16 protein-coding genes are annotated in these 15853 nt (G+C 60.5%); 6 read left to right on the forward strand and 10 right to left on the reverse strand.

The features are described 5' to 3' along the window. Together MPJ51_RS06925 and MPJ51_RS06930 are read right to left on the reverse strand one after the other, a co-directional pair. On the reverse strand, positions 1-465 hold a 465-nt coding region (locus MPJ51_RS06925; protein WP_298383766.1), incomplete at its 3' end, for an ATP-binding protein. A gap of 250 nt (positions 466-715) precedes the next feature. Further along, positions 716-1345 carry a substrate-binding domain-containing protein gene (locus MPJ51_RS06930; RefSeq protein ID WP_298383769.1) on the reverse strand — a complete coding sequence of 210 codons (630 nt, stop codon included), beginning with the start codon at positions 1343-1345 and terminating at the stop codon, positions 716-718. Between the two features lie 455 nt (positions 1346-1800). On the opposite strand from MPJ51_RS06930, the gene MPJ51_RS06935 reads away from it, so the two are divergent. The 4 genes from MPJ51_RS06935 (at position 1801) to MPJ51_RS06950 (ending at position 5297) form a co-directional block, all read left to right on the forward strand. Then, a complete protein-coding gene (locus MPJ51_RS06935; RefSeq protein ID WP_298383772.1) occupies positions 1801-2817 on the forward strand; it encodes a TRAP transporter substrate-binding protein in 1017 nt (338 codons plus the stop codon). A gap of 63 nt (positions 2818-2880) precedes the next feature. Further along, on the forward strand, positions 2881-3444 hold the full coding sequence (locus tag MPJ51_RS06940) for a TRAP transporter small permease (RefSeq protein WP_298383774.1): 564 nt from the start codon (positions 2881-2883) through the stop codon (positions 3442-3444). After that, positions 3444-4784, forward strand: a complete 1341-nt coding sequence (locus tag MPJ51_RS06945; protein ID WP_298383776.1) for a TRAP transporter large permease — start codon at positions 3444-3446, stop codon at positions 4782-4784. The genes MPJ51_RS06940 and MPJ51_RS06945 overlap by 1 nt, the downstream gene beginning before the upstream one ends. A gap of 24 nt (positions 4785-4808) precedes the next feature. Next, positions 4809-5297, forward strand: coding sequence for a universal stress protein (locus MPJ51_RS06950; RefSeq protein ID WP_298383778.1), 489 nt, complete (start codon positions 4809-4811; stop codon positions 5295-5297). A 74-nt stretch (positions 5298-5371) separates the two neighbouring features. Here MPJ51_RS06950 and MPJ51_RS06955 read toward each other — a convergent pair whose 3' ends face one another. The 8 genes from MPJ51_RS06955 to MPJ51_RS06990 form a co-directional block, all read right to left on the reverse strand. Then, the gene (locus MPJ51_RS06955) at positions 5372-6085 is read right to left on the reverse strand and encodes an FCD domain-containing protein (RefSeq protein ID WP_298383780.1); all 714 of its coding nucleotides are present in this window, start codon (positions 6083-6085) and stop codon (positions 5372-5374) included. An 89-nt stretch (positions 6086-6174) separates the two neighbouring features. Then, positions 6175-6924 (reverse strand): DUF1028 domain-containing protein, encoded by a 750-nt coding sequence (locus tag MPJ51_RS06960; RefSeq protein ID WP_298383783.1) that lies wholly within the window; start codon positions 6922-6924, stop codon positions 6175-6177. 1 nt (position 6925) lies between these two features. Then, the gene (locus tag MPJ51_RS06965) at positions 6926-8719 is read right to left on the reverse strand and encodes a gamma-glutamyltransferase family protein (protein WP_298383786.1); all 1794 of its coding nucleotides are present in this window, start codon (positions 8717-8719) and stop codon (positions 6926-6928) included. Between the two features lie 21 nt (positions 8720-8740). Beyond that, positions 8741-9604, reverse strand: coding sequence for an ABC transporter permease (locus MPJ51_RS06970; protein WP_298383789.1), 864 nt, complete (start codon positions 9602-9604; stop codon positions 8741-8743). 1 nt (position 9605) lies between these two features. Then, entirely contained in the window at positions 9606-10550 is a 945-nt protein-coding gene (locus MPJ51_RS06975) for an ABC transporter permease (protein ID WP_298383792.1), read from the reverse strand. Positions 10551-10610: 60 nt separating this feature from the next. Beyond that, the gene (locus MPJ51_RS06980) at positions 10611-12122 is read right to left on the reverse strand and encodes an ABC transporter substrate-binding protein (protein ID WP_298383795.1); all 1512 of its coding nucleotides are present in this window, start codon (positions 12120-12122) and stop codon (positions 10611-10613) included. Then, positions 12119-13216, reverse strand: a complete 1098-nt coding sequence (locus MPJ51_RS06985) for a dipeptide ABC transporter ATP-binding protein (protein ID WP_298383798.1) — start codon at positions 13214-13216, stop codon at positions 12119-12121. The genes MPJ51_RS06980 and MPJ51_RS06985 overlap by 4 nt, the downstream gene beginning before the upstream one ends. Continuing rightward, positions 13204-14229 carry an ABC transporter ATP-binding protein gene (locus MPJ51_RS06990; RefSeq protein ID WP_298383800.1) on the reverse strand — a complete coding sequence of 342 codons (1026 nt, stop codon included), beginning with the start codon at positions 14227-14229 and terminating at the stop codon, positions 13204-13206. Before MPJ51_RS06990 ends, MPJ51_RS06985 begins: the two co-directional genes overlap by 13 nt. A gap of 217 nt (positions 14230-14446) precedes the next feature. On the opposite strand from MPJ51_RS06990, the gene MPJ51_RS06995 reads away from it, so the two are divergent. Together MPJ51_RS06995 and MPJ51_RS07000 are read left to right on the forward strand one after the other, a co-directional pair. Next, positions 14447-15538, forward strand: a complete 1092-nt coding sequence (locus MPJ51_RS06995; protein ID WP_298383803.1) for an MHYT domain-containing protein — start codon at positions 14447-14449, stop codon at positions 15536-15538. Positions 15539-15676: 138 nt separating this feature from the next. Next, positions 15677-15853 (forward strand): FAD binding domain-containing protein (locus MPJ51_RS07000; RefSeq protein WP_298383916.1); only part of this gene is annotated, 177 nt, incomplete at its 3' end.

Here is a 15853-nt window from a genome sequence, read left to right on the forward strand (position 1 = left end):
TTCCTCCGTTTTACTAAACATAGCGGAGGACCACTTCAGTGGGGGAAGACCAGGGGTTGCACTGCCAACTCGGATAAATGGCGTTCCTTCAAACGACGTTGGTGCCGCTGTTGGTGCGGGTATCTCCAGCAAGATAAGTTTGCCATCTGGATGTTCTACCCGGCGAAACTGAAGGACTGGAGCGGGACTAAGTTTTTGCTTCAGCCAAAATTCAAACACTTGGTTGCCAACGGTTTTTGTGAACGGATCAAACGTTGTGCCAACAACATTGTGGGAACCGTCCTCTATCCCCCAAACTAGGAACGCGCTCTCTTTACCTTCTAGTCTGGCCGAGTTCGAAAGTGCTGAGATGAGGTGTCCGATCTTGTCGTGATCATTCAGACTGCTCTTGAACTCCAGCCAAGGAGTTTCAGCAGGCTGTTTCCTGAGGTCATTGACCAAGTCTATGTCGCGTTCTGATGACAATGGTTACTCCTTCAGCGGTGCCACTCTTATAGATGTCACCTCACGATGTCACGTCACCGCAACTGATAGAAGTAATGCCCCGCGCAATCGCTTGTAGCTCTTTCAAAGCCCAATATGTGGCTCCCATTGCTACAAACGTGCGGGTCGAGGGATTTACTGTAAGGGGCGCTGCTAATGACAGGTGAGGGTCACGTTGGCATGAATGACATCACTGTTCAGCCAACCAGACGGGCAGATCGCAAATCCCGGATCAGGACGCGCTGATATCATGTGCCTCTTGCAAGCATTCGAGGAACACGTTCAGGCGTCGACCCGTTGAAGTGCTCTTTCGCACGATAACGGCCATCTGCGAGGAAAAGTTGACCGCTTCGCAGTTGATCTGTCGCACCAGCCCGGTGTCTAGGAATGTCTGTGCCTGGTGGGTCGGCAAGAAGCCAAGATAACAGCCGGACAAGACAAGAAGCGCGAGGGCTTCTTCGTTTTGAACAAACGCGGATTTTCGAAGTTTCAACTTCTGGTGAACGGCCATGTTCAGTGAGTTGAAGCTCAGGCCCGCATATTCGAAATTTCGCAGCTCGTCTACGCTGATCTCCGCCCCTGCGCGTGAAAACAGTTCGTGTTTCTCGCCGCAAAACAAGCGCATGCTTTCGGAATACAGGGCCGAATAGTTCAGCATCGGCGACTCGCGGTGCAGCGGTACGATGCCCAGGTTGAACCGGCCATTGATCACCCCCTCTTCGATCACGTTCGGCGGCTCGACGGAAATGTCCAGGGTCACCCCGGGCGCGATGTTGCGGAACAGCCGGATGGCCTCGAAGATTCGGGCGTTCGGGTTTGTGGATGAGCGGTCAAAGATCGCGATTTTCAGCTTGCCGGACATATCGGCGCGGGCCTCACCGATCCTGTCGTGAAACAGTTCGATGGACGAGAACAGATCCTCGGCGGATTTCAGGACATGCTGGCCGTCGGATGTCAGCGAAAACCCCGCAGGTCCCCGGTGGCACAGCTTCAGGTTTAGCCGCGTTTCAAGGTCCGAGATGTGCTTGCTGATCGTTGAACGACCGATGTTCAACTCAAATTCGGCGGCCGTGAATCCGCCGCACGCGACGACTGTATTGAAAATCTGCAGCAGCCTCAGATCGACATCCGACAGCCGGGTTATGGCAAGTTTCTGGGGAATCGAAAGCGTTCCTTTTTATCAAACCTTACGTAGATTACTTTGTATTACGCCAACTCTTTTTGCAACCTATAAACTCCCCATTGGCGGTCCGGGATTCCGCTTTTATAAAAGGCTAATCCGTGCGATTGCTATCGCCCCACATTGGAGGAGAATTCATGAATCTCATCAAAACAGTCTCGTCTGTTGCGCTGGCCGCAACCGTCGCAGCGGTAACATTCGCCTCGCCCGCGCTGGCGAAGAACTTCAAGATTGCTGTCGGTGACAGCGGCGGCTCCAGCCAGGAAGCCACCGGTCTTGCGTTCAAAGAAAAGCTGGAGGAGCTTTCTGGCGGCAAGCACACCGCGACCCTGTTCCTGAACGGTCAGCTCGGGTCCGAGCAGGACACCGTCAACGAAGCGGCCATCGGTACGCTGGACATGTCGCTGCTGGCGATCAACAACGTCACACCGTTCTCGCCGACTGTTGGTGTTTTCACGCTGCCTTACGTGATCCTGAGCCTGGAAGATGCGGAAACCCTGACGCAAGGTCCGATCGGTCAGGAACTGACGGAAAACACCATCAATGATGCGGGCGTTCGTATCATCGCATGGACCTACACCGGGTTCCGGGTTCTGACCAACTCGAAAAAGCCGGTGAAATCGGTTGCGGATCTGGAAGGTCTGGTCATTCGCGTTCCCAAGAACGAGATCATGATCGACACCTACAAGTCCTGGGGCATCAGCCCGACCCCGATGGCATGGTCGGAAACATTCGCCGGTCTGCAGACCAAAGTTGTGGACGGTCAGGACAACCCCTACACCACCATCAACGCGATGAAGTTCTACGAAGTTCAGGACTACGTCACCGAGATTCGCTACATCTTCTCGATCGAGCCGCTGATCGTGTCCGAGCAGGTCTTCCAGGGTCTGTCGGCTGAAGATCAGGCTGCTGTGCTGGAAGCAGGCGAATACGCCACTCAGGCATCGGCCCAGTTCCTGCGCGACAAAGAAGCCGAGATCAAAGCACTGCTGGTTGAAAAGGGCATGGAAATCCACGTTCCTGAAAACGACGAAGCAGAGTTCATCGAACTGGCAACCACCGCCGTGTGGCCCAAGTTCTATGACAGCATCGGCGGTGTTGAAAAGCTGAACGCTGTGCTGGCAGCAATCGGCCGCGACCCGGTTTCGCAATAAATCCGAACCTAAGAACGAAAGGCGCCCAACGAGGCGCCTTTCTCTACTGGCAGTGAGGGTGAAATGAAAAACGTATTGGGGATACTTAACAACATCGAAAGCTATCTATGTCGCTTTCTGTTGGCGGTATTTGTAAGTCTGCTCTTTCTGCAGGTTGTGGTTAGAACTTTTTTCAACTTCTCGTTTTCCTGGGTCGAGGAACTTTCGGTCTACATGTTCGTGTGGTTCGTGTTCTTTGGCGCAAGCTATGCCGCCAAAATGGGCGCGCATAACCGGGTGACGTTTCAGTTCAAGTTCCTGCCCGACCGCGCAATCAAATATATCGAGGCCTTCGCAGACCTGTTCTGGATCTGCTTCAACGTCTATTTCGTCTATCTGGCGCTCGACTTCATCTTCAACCGCATGAACCGGTTTCAATCGTCCCAGACGCTGGGGTTCCACCTCAGCTGGGTTTACATCGTATTGCCCATCGCGTTCGCCTTGATGACTTTCCGCATTCTTCAGGTGAACTACAAGAAAATCATCCTGAACGAAGATCTGCGCGACCCCGACTCCATCGATCTTGATGAAGTGCGCGCCGAACTGGAAGGCAACGTCTCGCAATCCGGCGATGAGGAGAGCAAGTAATGGGCACCGAAATCATCTATATCCTGTTCGGCGGCTTCCTGCTGCTTCTGTTCATCGGTGCGCCGATCACAGTGGCACTGGGTGTCTCGACAATGATCACCTTCCTCGTCCTGGACGAGAACCCGATCAAGTTTGTGCAGATCGCCTTTACCTCGGTGGGATCGTTCCCGTTGATGGCCTTGCCTGCCTTCATTCTGGCCGGTGCGCTGATGGAGGCGTCGGGGCTGTCCCGCAGGCTGATCAACGTCGCTGAAAGTTTCGCGGGTCCCTTCACCGGCGGCATGTCTGCCGCGACGGTTTTTGCCTGCCTGTTCTTCGGCGCCATCTCAGGGTCCGGACCGGCGACAACGGCGGCCGTGGGCATGCTGATGATCCCGGCCATGATCCAACGGGGCTATAGCCGCGATTTCTCGTCCGCCATCACCGCGTCGTCGGGTGGTCTGGGTATCGTCATTCCCCCGTCGATCCCGCTGATCATCTTCGGCATCGCCGCGCTTGGCATGCCCGCCCCACCCGCAGCAGTTGCGGAACACGGAACCTTCCAGACTGTTTCGATCCCGAAACTGTTCATCGCAGGCTTCATGCCAGCCTTCCTGATTGCGGGCAGCCTGTTGGTCATGAACTATGTCCTGTCCAGGAAACGTGGATACAAAGGTTCGTCTGAAGGCTGGTCGGCCCGCCACATCTGGTGTGAAATGTACCGTGGCTTCTGGGCGCTAATGGCTCCGCTGGTCATTCTCGGCGGCATCTATTCAGGCTTTTTCACCCCGACCGAGGCTGCAATCGTCGCCATTTTCTACACGCTGGCCGTGGGTGCGTTCATCTATCGCGAACTGACCTGGCAAAAGCTGTTCACGTCGCTGGAGACCACCACCTGGCTGACAGGACGTGTTCTGCTGATCATGTTCACGGCGACCGTCTTTGGCCGTCTGTTGGTTGAAAACCAGATCCCGGCCATCATCGCCGATGGCATGTTGTCCGTGACGGACAATATCTACGTGATCTGGACCCTGGTCATCCTGTTCCTGCTGTTCGTCGGCATGTTCATGGAAACTCTGGCAACGATCCTGATCCTGGTTCCGGTGATGCTGCCTGTCGCCTATAGCGTCGGCATCGACCCGATCCACTTTGGTGTCGTCATGGTGTGTACGCTGGGCATCGGCTTCCAGACCCCACCACTTGGCGAGAACCTGTTTATCGCCTCGGGCATCTCGAATATCTCGATTGAAAGGATTTCGGTCGCGGCGCTTCCGTTTGCTTTCATCAATACGGTTGCGATCTTCATCATCGCGTTCTTCCCCGAGATTAGCCTGTGGTTACCGCGGGTTCTCGGGTACTGATTGCGGGCAGAGAGGAGCTGAACAATGCTACCACAGATCAAAGACATCCTGTTTGCCACGGATTTGTCCGAAAACGCCAATAACGCGCTGCGCCATGCCCTGGGCATGGCCAGCGCTCACGGCGCCAAGGTTCATGTCCTGCACGTGACCGAGCCTTTGACGCAAGACGCGATTGTCACCATGAGGATGTTCCTTCAGGACGAAACCTCGCGGCAGAAGGCGATCAAGGATCGCCATGCGTCGGTCAAGGCAATGCTGAAGGAAAACCAGCAGGATTTCGTGAAATCTCTGTCCGAGGAAGAAAAGAAAGCCTATGAGGCGATCGCTTCGGTCGAGCTGGTCGACGGGCATCCGGCAGAAGCCATCCTGCAGCGCGCGCGCGAGCTGGATTGCGGCCTGATCGTCATGGGAACGCATGAACAGGGCACGGGCCACACCTTTATCGGCACTGTGGTGAAAAGGGTTCTGAGACGCGCGACCGTCCCGACATTGGTTGTTCCGAACCACACCTGACCCGATGGGTTTTTTGACCTGACCGTCAGTTTGCCCGCGTATGCATTCAGGGTGAAAGGCCAGGATCTGGTCTTTCACCCAAGTTCTTTTGTCTGCCCGTAATTGCGATCCCGCAGCATCGTGTTCGACACCGAAAGCAGATGGGTTTCCATCGTCTCGGCAGCCGCCTGACTGTTGCGGTCGGAAATGCTCTGGAACAGTTGTTGATGTTGCTCCGCCATACGGACCAGAGTCGCGGCTGAATAGCGGTTTTCGCGCTGACGGGTCCATTCGGATTGCCGCCGCACGGCGCGGATTGAATCGTAGACGGTCAGAAACAGCGGGTTATGCGCCAGTTCGGCGATCTTGTAGTGAAAGATGTCATCCGCAACGCCATAGGCCTGCGTGTCCGCCGCATCCAGCGTGGCCTGGGTCAGCTGTTCCAGCGTTTTCAGCTCTTTCAAAGTGGCGCGTTGCGCGGCCAGCGCGGCCAGTGCCGGTTCGATCTCCAGCCGCACCTCCATGACGTCGCGCGGCATGACCTTGGCGGCAACCGCCCGAAACGGGCTGGCCCCGACCGCCGGGGGTGGTGAGACGAACGTGCCCTGCCCGTGACGGCGAAAGACGGTGCCGTCTTCTTCCAGCAGATCAAGGATACGCCGCATCCGCGCCCGGGTGACGGACAGCGCCTCGGCTAGGGCGCGTTCGGGCAGCAGCTTGCCGTTCTTCAGGAAATCACCCGTCTTGATGCCTGCCAGCAGGGCGGCTGTCAGGTCCGTATCCGAAGGGCAGTCTCCCAAAACGTTCAAGCTCCGATCAAAATTGTTGCATTGGGCGCAAAGACGTAAGCATCAGAAAGACTTGGAAGGCAAGCGGCAATGCATACGTTTGGCATCGTTCAGGCCGGATCGCTGGCGAAAGAGCGGCTGGTGCGGCCTTCGGCCTTGCGCTGTGCGTCAGCCTGCGCGATGGCGGCGTCAAGCGCGGCCCGGTCCGGGTTGCCCGAGAAGTTCTGTTCGCTGGGCATGGCCTGCGCGAAATGCAGGTAACGCTCGGCTGCTACATCATAAAGACGCCGCAACTCGGCCAGCGGGTCGGCGTGATCGTCGGCGCGCATGTCCAGCCAGGCATGGGATTGACCCTGATGGATGACCAGCCCGGCGGCCTGTTTGCCGCGTTTGTCGCCCCCGGCGCGCTCACCCGCCTCCATCGCCGTCATCAGGCGTTCGGGGAAGGGCAGGTCCAGGGCTGCGGCATAGGCTTCAAAGGTGGCATCGACCACATCCGGCCCGGTCAGCATGTTGCCCGCGACGGAATGGGTATCCCCGATCCGGTGACCGGCCCAATCGACGCAATCGGCACCGGTATAGGCGGCGAAACCGCCCGTCGCATCCATCAGATGCGCCTGCCGCGCTGCGCGCCCTTTGTCGCGCTGTACGAGGTCATCCAGAACGTCTTGGGCGGCCTCGCCGGTCTCAAGCCGTCTTAAACCTTCGGTCCCCCAGACAGGGTTGGAAAAGGCCTGCGAGGCAATGGCGCTGCGGGCGCCGACGCAGGGCACCCGGGCGCCGCAGGCAAAGAAACGGCTGGCCACGATCAGGCCGATGGCGCCGGTATCAGGGTCTTTTGCAATCAGGGAATAGGTCATCTTATCGTCCTACCGCATAGGCCTGCATCAGCCGCGGGGTCGCCGCCGCGCGCAGGGTTCCGTCATGTTCACGCAGGGCTGCCGTCAGGCGCCCTACGGTCCAGGGGTCGGCGACGGTCACCTTGTGTCCGCGCGCCTTTAGGTCGTCGATTACCGTATCGCCGAACGTTGCCTCGATCATCATCTCGCCGGGCTGGACGGCGCGGGGATAGAACGAGCCCTGAAAATGCATCGAATGAAACAGCGGCGCATCCATGCATTCCTGCAAATCCAGCCCGAAATGGACAAAGCGCAGGAACCAGATCAGCTGCCACTGATCCTGCTGATCTCCGCCCGGTGTGCCAAAGACCATCTGCGTGCCGTCTTTTTCGGCAAGGCTGGGGGTCAGCGTGGTGCGCGGCCTGCGCCCCGGCGCCAGCGAGGTCGGCAGCCCCGGTTCCAGCCAGAACATCTGCGCCCGGCTATTCAGCGGAAAGCCCAGCCCCGGAATGACCGGAGAGCTTTGCAGCCAGCCGCCCGAAGGTGTGGCCGCCACCATATTGCCCCACCGGTCGATCACATCCAAATGCACGGTGTCGCCGCGTTTCTCGGTCAGATGGGACATGGTCGGTTCTCCGGCGCTGACGCCGGTACTGGCCTGAAAATCGCGGGCGGCGCGGGCGATATAGGCATCAGCCAGATGCTCGTACCCCGGCACCCGGCCCGGGCGTTGATCAAGCGACGCCTCGGCCCCGATCAGGGCGCGGCGTTCGGCGGCGTAGGCATCGCTCAGCAGATAATCCATCGGGATGTCGCTGTGGTCGGGGTCGCCGTAGTAGGCCTCGCGATCCGCATAGGCGAGTTTCATGGCCTCGATCACCGTATGCACGAAGTCGGCCCCGTTCGGGTCCATCGAGGCCAGATCGATACCTTTGAGGATCGCCAGCGCCTGCAGCAGGACGGGCCCCTGGCTCCAGGCCTGGGTCTTGTGGATGGTCCAGCCGTGATAGTTGTAGCTGAGCGGTTCTTCATACCGTGCGCGCCACTGGGCCATGTCGTCGCGCGCCAGCACCGCCTTGTTGCGCTGGCCCGAGACATCCATCACCACCGCTTCGGCCAGATAGCCAAAGATCCGGTCGGCCACAAAGCCCTGCCGCCAGGCGTGACGCGCGGCGTCGATCTGTTCGACACGCCCGTCATGGGCGGCCTCGGCATCGGTCACCAGACGCTCATAGGTGGCCGCCAGCGCCGGGTTGGCGAAATTGCCATGCGGTTCGGGGGCCTTGCCGTCGGGCAGCCATGTCTCGGCGGAGCTGGGCCATTCTTCTTCGAAGAACTCCTGTAGGCCCGCAATCGTATGGGCCACGCGCGGCAGCACCGGGTGGCCGTCGCGGGCATAGGTGATGGCCGGTTCCATGACGTCGCGCAGCGGTAGTGCGCCGTGATCGCGCAGCATCAGCATCCAGCCGTCAAACGCGCCGGGCACCACCGTGGCCAACAGACCCGAGCCCGGGATCAGGTTCAGCCCCAGCCCGGTATAGTGTTCGATCGTGGCGGCGGCAGGGGCCGGGCCTTGGGCGCATAACACCTGCGTCTTGCCGGTTTTCGCCGAATGGAAGATGGCGGGCATGTCCCCTGCGGGCCCGTTCAGATGCGGTTCGACCACTTGCAGGGTCATGGCGGTCGCGACCGCCGCGTCAAAGGCATTGCCGCCCTTTTCCAGAATGCCGAAGCCCACGGCCGAGGCGATCCAATGGGTCGAGGTGACGACGCCGAACGTGCCTCGGATTTCCGGGCGGGTGGTGAAGTCTGACATGGTCTTTAAATCTCCGAAAACTCAGTGTTCGCGCGGGTCCAGCGCATCGCGCAGCCCGTCGCCCAAAAGGTTGAACCCCAGCACCACGAGGAAGATCGCGATGCCCGGCCACATGGCCATCCACGGGGCCTGATTGAGGAAGTTCTTGGCGGTGTTCAGCATCGACCCCCAGCTGGGTGCGGGTGGTTGCTGGCCAAGGCCAAGGAAGGACAGGGATGCCTCGGCAATGATGGCGGTGGCGATGGTCAGGGTCGCCTGCACCAGCACCGGCGGCAGCACGTTGGGAAAGATGTAGCGCGTCAGGATTTTTGGTGTCGGCAGCCCGATGGCCCGGGCCGAGGTCACGTAATCCTCGGCCTTGACCGACAGCACCTGACCGCGTGTCAGGCGGATGAAGATGGGTGTGGCGGATATCCCGATGGCGATCATCGCGTTGGTCAGCGATGGCCCCAGAAACGCCGCCAGCGCAATGGCGAGGATCAGGAAGGGCGCGGCCAGCAGCGCCTCGGTACAGCGCGAGATTATGGCGTCGGTCCAGCCGCCGAAATAGCCCGCGACAATGCCCAGCGGCACGCCCAGCAGCACCGCGATCCCGACCGAGATAACGCCCGCCAGCAGTGACGCCTGCGCGCCCCAGATCATCCGGGCCAGCACGTCGCGCCCGATCTCGTCCGTTCCAAACGGATGCGCCGCCGTGGGCGGTTTGCGCACGGCGCCCCAATCGGTGGCCGCAGGGTCGGGCACGGGCAGGATCGGGGCCAGCAGGGCGATCAGCACGAAGAACGTCACCAGCACCCCGCCCAGCATGGCACTTTTGTGAGTGCGGAACTTTTTCCAGACCCGGCTTTCGGGGCGGCGCGTCAGGATGGGGTCGGCGATGGTCATCTCAGGCGCTCCTCAGTCGCGGGTTCAGCAGCACATAGGCCACATCGGCCAGCAGGTTCATCACGATGAAACCGACCGCGGTGACCAGCACGATACCCTGCACCACCGCGTAATCGCGGTTGAACACCGCGTCGACCACCAGTTTGCCAAAGCCGGGGATGGTGAAGATCTGCTCGGTCAGCACCGCGCCCGCGATCAACTCGCCAAACAGCAGGGCGGTCAGGGTCACGATGGGTGTCAGCGCGTTGCGAAAGGCGTGTTTCAGCACCACCCGGCGCTCATGCAACCCCTTGGCGCGGGCGGTGCGGACATAGTCGGATTTCAGAACGCCCAGCATGGCCGACCGGGTATGTCGCATCAGCGTCGCTGCCAGCGCGGTGCCCAGCACAAAGGCGGGCATCAGCATGGTGGTGATGGATTTCACCGGGTCCTCGGACAGGGGCACATAGCCCGAGGCGGGCAACAGGTTCAGCCGCACCGACACCAGCAGGATCAACATGATCCCCAGCCAGAAATTGGGGATCGACAAGCCCGACAGCGCCACGATATTGGCGATGTAATCGATCACCGTGCCCTTTTTCACCGCAGACAGGATGCCCGCCGGTATTCCGATCACCAGTGCAAACAGGATCGCCATCACCGCCAACTGGATCGTCACCGGCAGTTTCTCGGCGATCAGTTCGGTCACCGGTTGGTTGGTGCGCAGGGAAATGCCCAGATCGCCCTGCAGCGCGTTACCGACCCATGTGACGTATTGCACCGGGATCGGGTCGTTCAGGCGGTATTTCTCGCGCAGGTATTCCAGAACCTCGGGGTCGCGTTCCTCGCCCGCCATGGCCAGCACCGGATCACCGGGCAGCAGCTTTTGCAGGCTGAACACAAAGACCGAGATCAGCAGGATCGTCGGGATTGCAATCAGGATGCGGCGCAGGATGAAGGACAGCATGGGTCAGGCTTTCAAAGGGGGTGCCCGCCCAAGCCGTAACCCGGGCGGGCGGGGGGTGGTTCAGTTTTCCAGCGTCACGCCTTCCAGACGGATCATCCCGTCGGGATAGGGGGTAAAGCCTTTCAGGCCATCGTCCAGCGCCCAGATCCAGGTCTGGTGATACAGGTAGACGATGGGCATATCCTGGGCCAGGATATCCCGCGCGCCGTCATATTCCGCCTTACGGGCATCGAAATCGGTCGAGGCACGGGCGGCGTTCAGCATCTCATCCACTTTCGGGTCCGAATAATGGCTGTCATTGATGCCGCCCCCAGAGGTCATGAACTGGTGGATGTTGCCATCGGGATCGACCCGACCGGACCAGCCGATCTGGCTGGCCTGATAGTCACCGGCGCTTTGATCCGCCAACAGGGTGGCGAACTCCTTGGACGTGATGTCGATATTGATCCCGGCCTCTGACGCCATCGCCTGAACCACCTGCATCAGTTGCAGCGGGACAGTGGTGTTGGGCACCTGAACCTCTAGATCAATGCCATCGGGAAAGCCTGCCTCGGCCAGCAGCGCCTTGGCTTTGTCCACATCGCGTGCGGGCACCGGATGATCGGCGTCATACCACGGCGAGGTCGGCGGGAAGGGCTGGTTGCCCGGTGCAAAGGCGCCTTCGAACACCACCTGATTGATCGCGTCGCGATCCAGCGCGTAACTCAGCGCCTGACGCAGACGTTTGTCATTGCCCCAGGGGTTGTCGCCCTTGTCGCCATTGTTCACGTTGATGGTAATGCCCTGATATCCCAGCGAGACGGCGCGTTCGACATTGATGCCCCCGTCCCCCTCGGCCTGCGCCAGATCGGTGGCGGCCAGACGTTCCAGCATGTCGATATCGCCCGATTGCAGGTTGGCCAGCCGCACGGTCGTGTCGGGGATCGGCAGGAAGGTCACGCTGTCAAAGTGGATTTCACCAGCGTTCCAGTAATCCGGGAACCGCTCCAGCGCGATCCGGTCCTGCGCCACCCGCTCTTTAAAGCTGAAGGGGCCGGAACAGACCGGGTTCAACCCGAAATCAGCCCCCGCAGCCTTGGCCGCAGTGGGCGAGATCATCATGCCGGACCGGTCGGCGAACTGCGCCAGCAGCGTGGCGTCCGGTGCAGCCATGTTGAAGCGCACGGTATAGTCGTCAATCACATCGACACCGGTAACCGATTTCAACTCGGACTTGCGGCGCGATTCCTCAAGGTTTTGCGACCGGTCGATATTGTCGGAAACCGCCTGCGCGTTGAAGGGGGTGCCATCGTGGAACACCACATCCTCGCGCAGGGTCATGGTCAGCGATGTGCCGTCCTCGCTCCATTCCCATCCGGTGGCCAGTTGCGGGATCAGTTCCAGATCGGGGGTGATATCGACCAGCTTGTCGCAAAGCGAGGCATAGACGATGCGCCCCACGAAGGTGCGCGACTGGTCGGGGTCCAGAACATCGGCATCCGATTGCAGGGCGATGCGCAGATCGGCGGCCTGCGCGGTCAGGGCCGTTGCGCTCAGTAATCCGGCGAGCAGCCCGGTTTTCAAGGCAGTCATGATGTTTCCTCTCTGTGTGTGACAGAACTTGGGTCTGTTTGGACGGCGGCGCGATACAGCGCGAACCGCTCTTCTGCTCCGGCGCTGAGGCGTCGGGGCGGGGCCGGTTTTCCGGCCTCTGGTATGGTTTTCCAGTGATGGCAGGCGACCAGATGATCCGGGTCCGCCACGTCAAGCGCGGGGGCCTGTGCCCGGCAGTTTTGCTGCGCATAGGGGCAGCGGGTGTGGAACCGGCACCCTGCGGGCGGGGCGGATGGGCTGGGCGTTTCGCCCCTCAGCGCCATGTGATTGCGGGCGCGGCCCGGTTCGGGTTCCGGGATCGCCGACAACAGCGCATGGGTATAGGGGTGGCGGGGCGCGTTGAACACCTGCTCGGCCGGGCCGGTTTCGACGACCTGCCCCAGATACATCACTGCGACCCGGTCGCTCATGTGTCGGATCACGGCCAGATCATGGGCGATGATCACCAGCGTCAGGTCCAGATCCTGTTTCAGATCGTTCAGCAGATTGACCACCTGCGCCTGCACCGACACATCCAGCGCCGAGACCGGCTCGTCCCCGATCAACAGGCGCGGCCCCGAGGCCAACGCCCGGGCAATCCCGATCCTTTGCCGTTGCCCACCCGAGAATTCATGCGGATAGCGGTTGGCGTGGTCTGCCAGCAGCCCGACCTGCGCCAGCAGCTCTGCCACCCGGACCCGCCGGTCATCGGCGTCCAACTGGGGCGCGTGGACCTCCAGCGCCTCGCCCACCAGTTTGCCCACCGTCATGCGCGGGTTCAGGGATGAGAACGGGTCCTGAAACACAAACTGCATGTCCCGGCGCAGCGGTGCCATGTCCCGGCGGGCGAGGTCCTGAACCTCGGCCCCGTCAAACAGAACCTGACCCGAGGTCGGACGGTCCAGCCGCATCAACAGCCGCGCCAGCGTGGACTTGCCACAACCGGATTCGCCAACGATGGCAAAGGTTTCACCCCGGTGAACCTGTAGCGAGACACCATCCACGGCGCGCACCTTGGTCTTGCGTTCGAACAATCCGCCACCCAGTGTGAAATGGCGGGACAGGTTGCGGGCCTCAAGGATCACGTCGCGCATCGCAGCCCCCTGATCGCTTCAAGCGGGGCAAAATGGCAGGCCACCGAATGCCCGGACGAAAGCTCTGCAAGTGTGGGCCGTCTGGCGCAATCGGCAGCGGCAAAGGGGCAGCGGGTGCGGAACCGGCACCCTTCGGGCATATCGGCAATCGATGGCACCGTGCCGGGCACCGTGATCAGCTTGTCGCGCGCGCCGGACATACGGGGGACCGAGCTCATCAAGCCGATGGTATAGGGGTGTTGCGGGTCATCGAACACGGCCTCGACCGGGCCGCTTTCGACGATCTGACCGCCATACATCACGGCGACATTGGTTGCGACCTCGGCCACCACGCCCAGATCATGGGTGATCAGCAGCGTGCCCATGCCGGTCTCGTCCTGTAATTCCCGGATCAGATCCAGAATCTGCGCCTGAATGGTCACATCCAGCGCCGTGGTCGGTTCATCCGCGATCAGCAACGAGGGGTTGTTGATCAGCGCCATCGCGATCATCACCCGCTGACGCATCCCGCCGGACAACTGATGGGGATATTCCCGCAGGCGCTGCTCGGGCGCGGGAATGCCGACGCGGCGCAGCATCTGCAGGGCGCGCTCGGTCGCTTCGGTCTGTGTGCAGTTCTGGTGGCGCAGCACGGCCTCGGCAATCTGATCGCCGATACGGAACGCGGGGTTGAGCGAGGTCATCGGTTCTTGAAAGATCATCGCCATCCGGTTGCCGCGGGTCTCGGACTCCAGCGCCTCGGTGCGCAGGTCATAGCTGCGGCCTTCGAAGTCCAACTGGCCATCCGGGATGTTGATGACATCGCGCGGCAGCAGGCCCATCAGCGCCATGGCCGTCACCGATTTTCCGCATCCGGATTCCCCTACGATGCACAGGGTTTCGCCTGCCGACACTTCAAGGTTCAGGTTGTCGACGGCGGCGATGGAATGCCCCCGGAACCCAAGACAAAAAGAGCGCAGGCGCAGAATCGGCGATCGCGATTCTACGCTGGAACTGGTGTTTCCCGCCGTCACGGCATTCCCACCTTTGCTGTAACCTATTCGTTATTGGTTGCAGATGAGGTTGTGATTCGTCAATTCCATTCACAGAACTGTTACCGCTGACAGCGCCGTCTGGCGGGTGGGACGGGATCGCACATTTGTTGCGCGCGGACCAACAGCGCGGGTGATTGTGCCCCGAAATCAGGTTTGCTAACGTCACTGTCGCGCGGGGGAGGGCGCCTGCACCTTTATGTTGGACTATTCGCATAACCCCTGGCTTGTTGTGGCCTCGCTGGCCGTTGCGCTGATGGCCGGGTTCACCGGGCTGTACCTGACCCATGGTGCCTCGAAACTGGGTGCCCAAAGGCGCAAGTTCATCGTTGCGCTGGCCGCGATCATTCTGGGCGGCGGTATCTGGTCGATGCATTTCGTGGCGATGCTGGGCCTGCAACTGCCGATCCTGTTTTATTATGACGCGCTGATCACACTGATTTCCGCATTGGTGGCCATTCTGATGGTTGGTCTGGCGCTGCTGCTTTTGCATTTCCGCCCACGCACGATACAGACCATTATGGGTGCCGGTGTGATCGTCGGTTTGGGCATTGTGGTGATGCATTATGTCGGCATGGCCGGGATGGAGCTGTGCCGCCCCGTCTACAACACCATGGACGTGGCGATTGCCACGTTTGCCTCGGTGCTGCTGTCGGTGCTGGCGATCTGGGTGGCTTATGACAACCGCACCCAGCGCAACATTCTGCTGGGCACCGCGTGCTTTGGTCTTGCGGTCTTTTCGATGCATTTCATTGCCACCGGCCTGACCGATTTCGTCGCCACCGACAATGCGGGCGGGGCCGGTCCGGCGCTGAACAATCAGGTTCTGGCCATGGGGGTCACGGTGGCAGTGTTCCTGATCTGCGGTGCGTTTCTGCTGACCGGGATCACGTTTGTCGGGGCCGAGCCCGTCGCCGTGCCTGTTGATCCGGTTCCCGACCCTGAACCCGTTGCCTTGCGCGCCGGTGTTCCGTTCGAGCGTGAAGGCCAGACCTTTTTCGCCGAACCCTCGGGAATTGCCGCCATCCGGGCCGAGGGGCATTACACGGTCCTCTACATGGATGCCGAAAAACTGTTCTGCCCCTGGTCGATCACCGAGGCTGAATCCCGCCTGAAACCGGATGGCTTTTTGCGCGCCCATCGCAGCTATCTGGTGAACCCCAAACATGTCTCGGGGTTCGAGCGGCACAAGGACAACGGCACCTGTTACTTCGACGGGGTTGATGCCCTGACCAAGGTTCCGGTCAGTCGTTCCCGCCTGACTGACATTCGCAGCGCGCTGGGCCTCTGATCGCAGCTCGTGCAGCTTATTCGCATTTCGTGAAACAAGCTGCGCGCTCCGTTTCAGGCGGCTGGAACGCCTGCGTATTGCGTCCTTTCCTGATCCCCGGAACCCCAGGCACTTTGCTCGGACCCAGGGAGGAAAAATATGATACCAGCCGGTTTTGAGTATCACCGGCCAGGCGACATCGCCTCGGCCATTGGCATTTTACAGGAACATGGAGACGAAGCGCGCGTGATCGCGGGCGGGCACAGCCTGATCCCGATGATGAAGCTGCGCATGGCCGAGATGGGCCATCTGGTCGATCTGCAGGCCATCGAGGAA

Source organism: Ruegeria sp., from assembly GCF_028066395.1.
Lineage (GTDB): Bacteria > Pseudomonadota > Alphaproteobacteria > Rhodobacterales > Rhodobacteraceae > Ruegeria.

Bases quoted from the DNA above. Each gene is read 5' to 3' on its own strand.
- MPJ51_RS06995 (WP_298383803.1), top strand. From the start codon at position 14,447: ATGTTGGACTATTCGCATAACCCCTGGCTTGTTGTGGCCTCGCTGGCC.
- MPJ51_RS06980 (WP_298383795.1), bottom strand. From the start codon at position 12,122: ATGACTGCCTTGAAAACCGGGCTGCTCGCCGGATTACTGAGCGCAACG.
- MPJ51_RS06965 (WP_298383786.1), bottom strand. From the start codon at position 8,719: ATGTCAGACTTCACCACCCGCCCGGAAATCCGAGGCACGTTCGGCGTC.
- MPJ51_RS06960 (WP_298383783.1), bottom strand. From the start codon at position 6,924: ATGACCTATTCCCTGATTGCAAAAGACCCTGATACCGGCGCCATCGGC.
- MPJ51_RS06930 (WP_298383769.1), bottom strand. From the start codon at position 1,345: ATGTCCGGCAAGCTGAAAATCGCGATCTTTGACCGCTCATCCACAAAC.
- MPJ51_RS06970 (WP_298383789.1), bottom strand. From the start codon at position 9,604: ATGACCATCGCCGACCCCATCCTGACGCGCCGCCCCGAAAGCCGGGTC.
- MPJ51_RS06975 (WP_298383792.1), bottom strand. From the start codon at position 10,550: ATGCTGTCCTTCATCCTGCGCCGCATCCTGATTGCAATCCCGACGATC.
- MPJ51_RS06940 (WP_298383774.1), top strand. From the start codon at position 2,881: ATGAAAAACGTATTGGGGATACTTAACAACATCGAAAGCTATCTATGT.
- MPJ51_RS06935 (WP_298383772.1), top strand. From the start codon at position 1,801: ATGAATCTCATCAAAACAGTCTCGTCTGTTGCGCTGGCCGCAACCGTC.
- MPJ51_RS06945 (WP_298383776.1), top strand. From the start codon at position 3,444: ATGGGCACCGAAATCATCTATATCCTGTTCGGCGGCTTCCTGCTGCTT.
- MPJ51_RS06950 (WP_298383778.1), top strand. From the start codon at position 4,809: ATGCTACCACAGATCAAAGACATCCTGTTTGCCACGGATTTGTCCGAA.
- MPJ51_RS06985 (WP_298383798.1), bottom strand. From the start codon at position 13,216: ATGCGCGACGTGATCCTTGAGGCCCGCAACCTGTCCCGCCATTTCACA.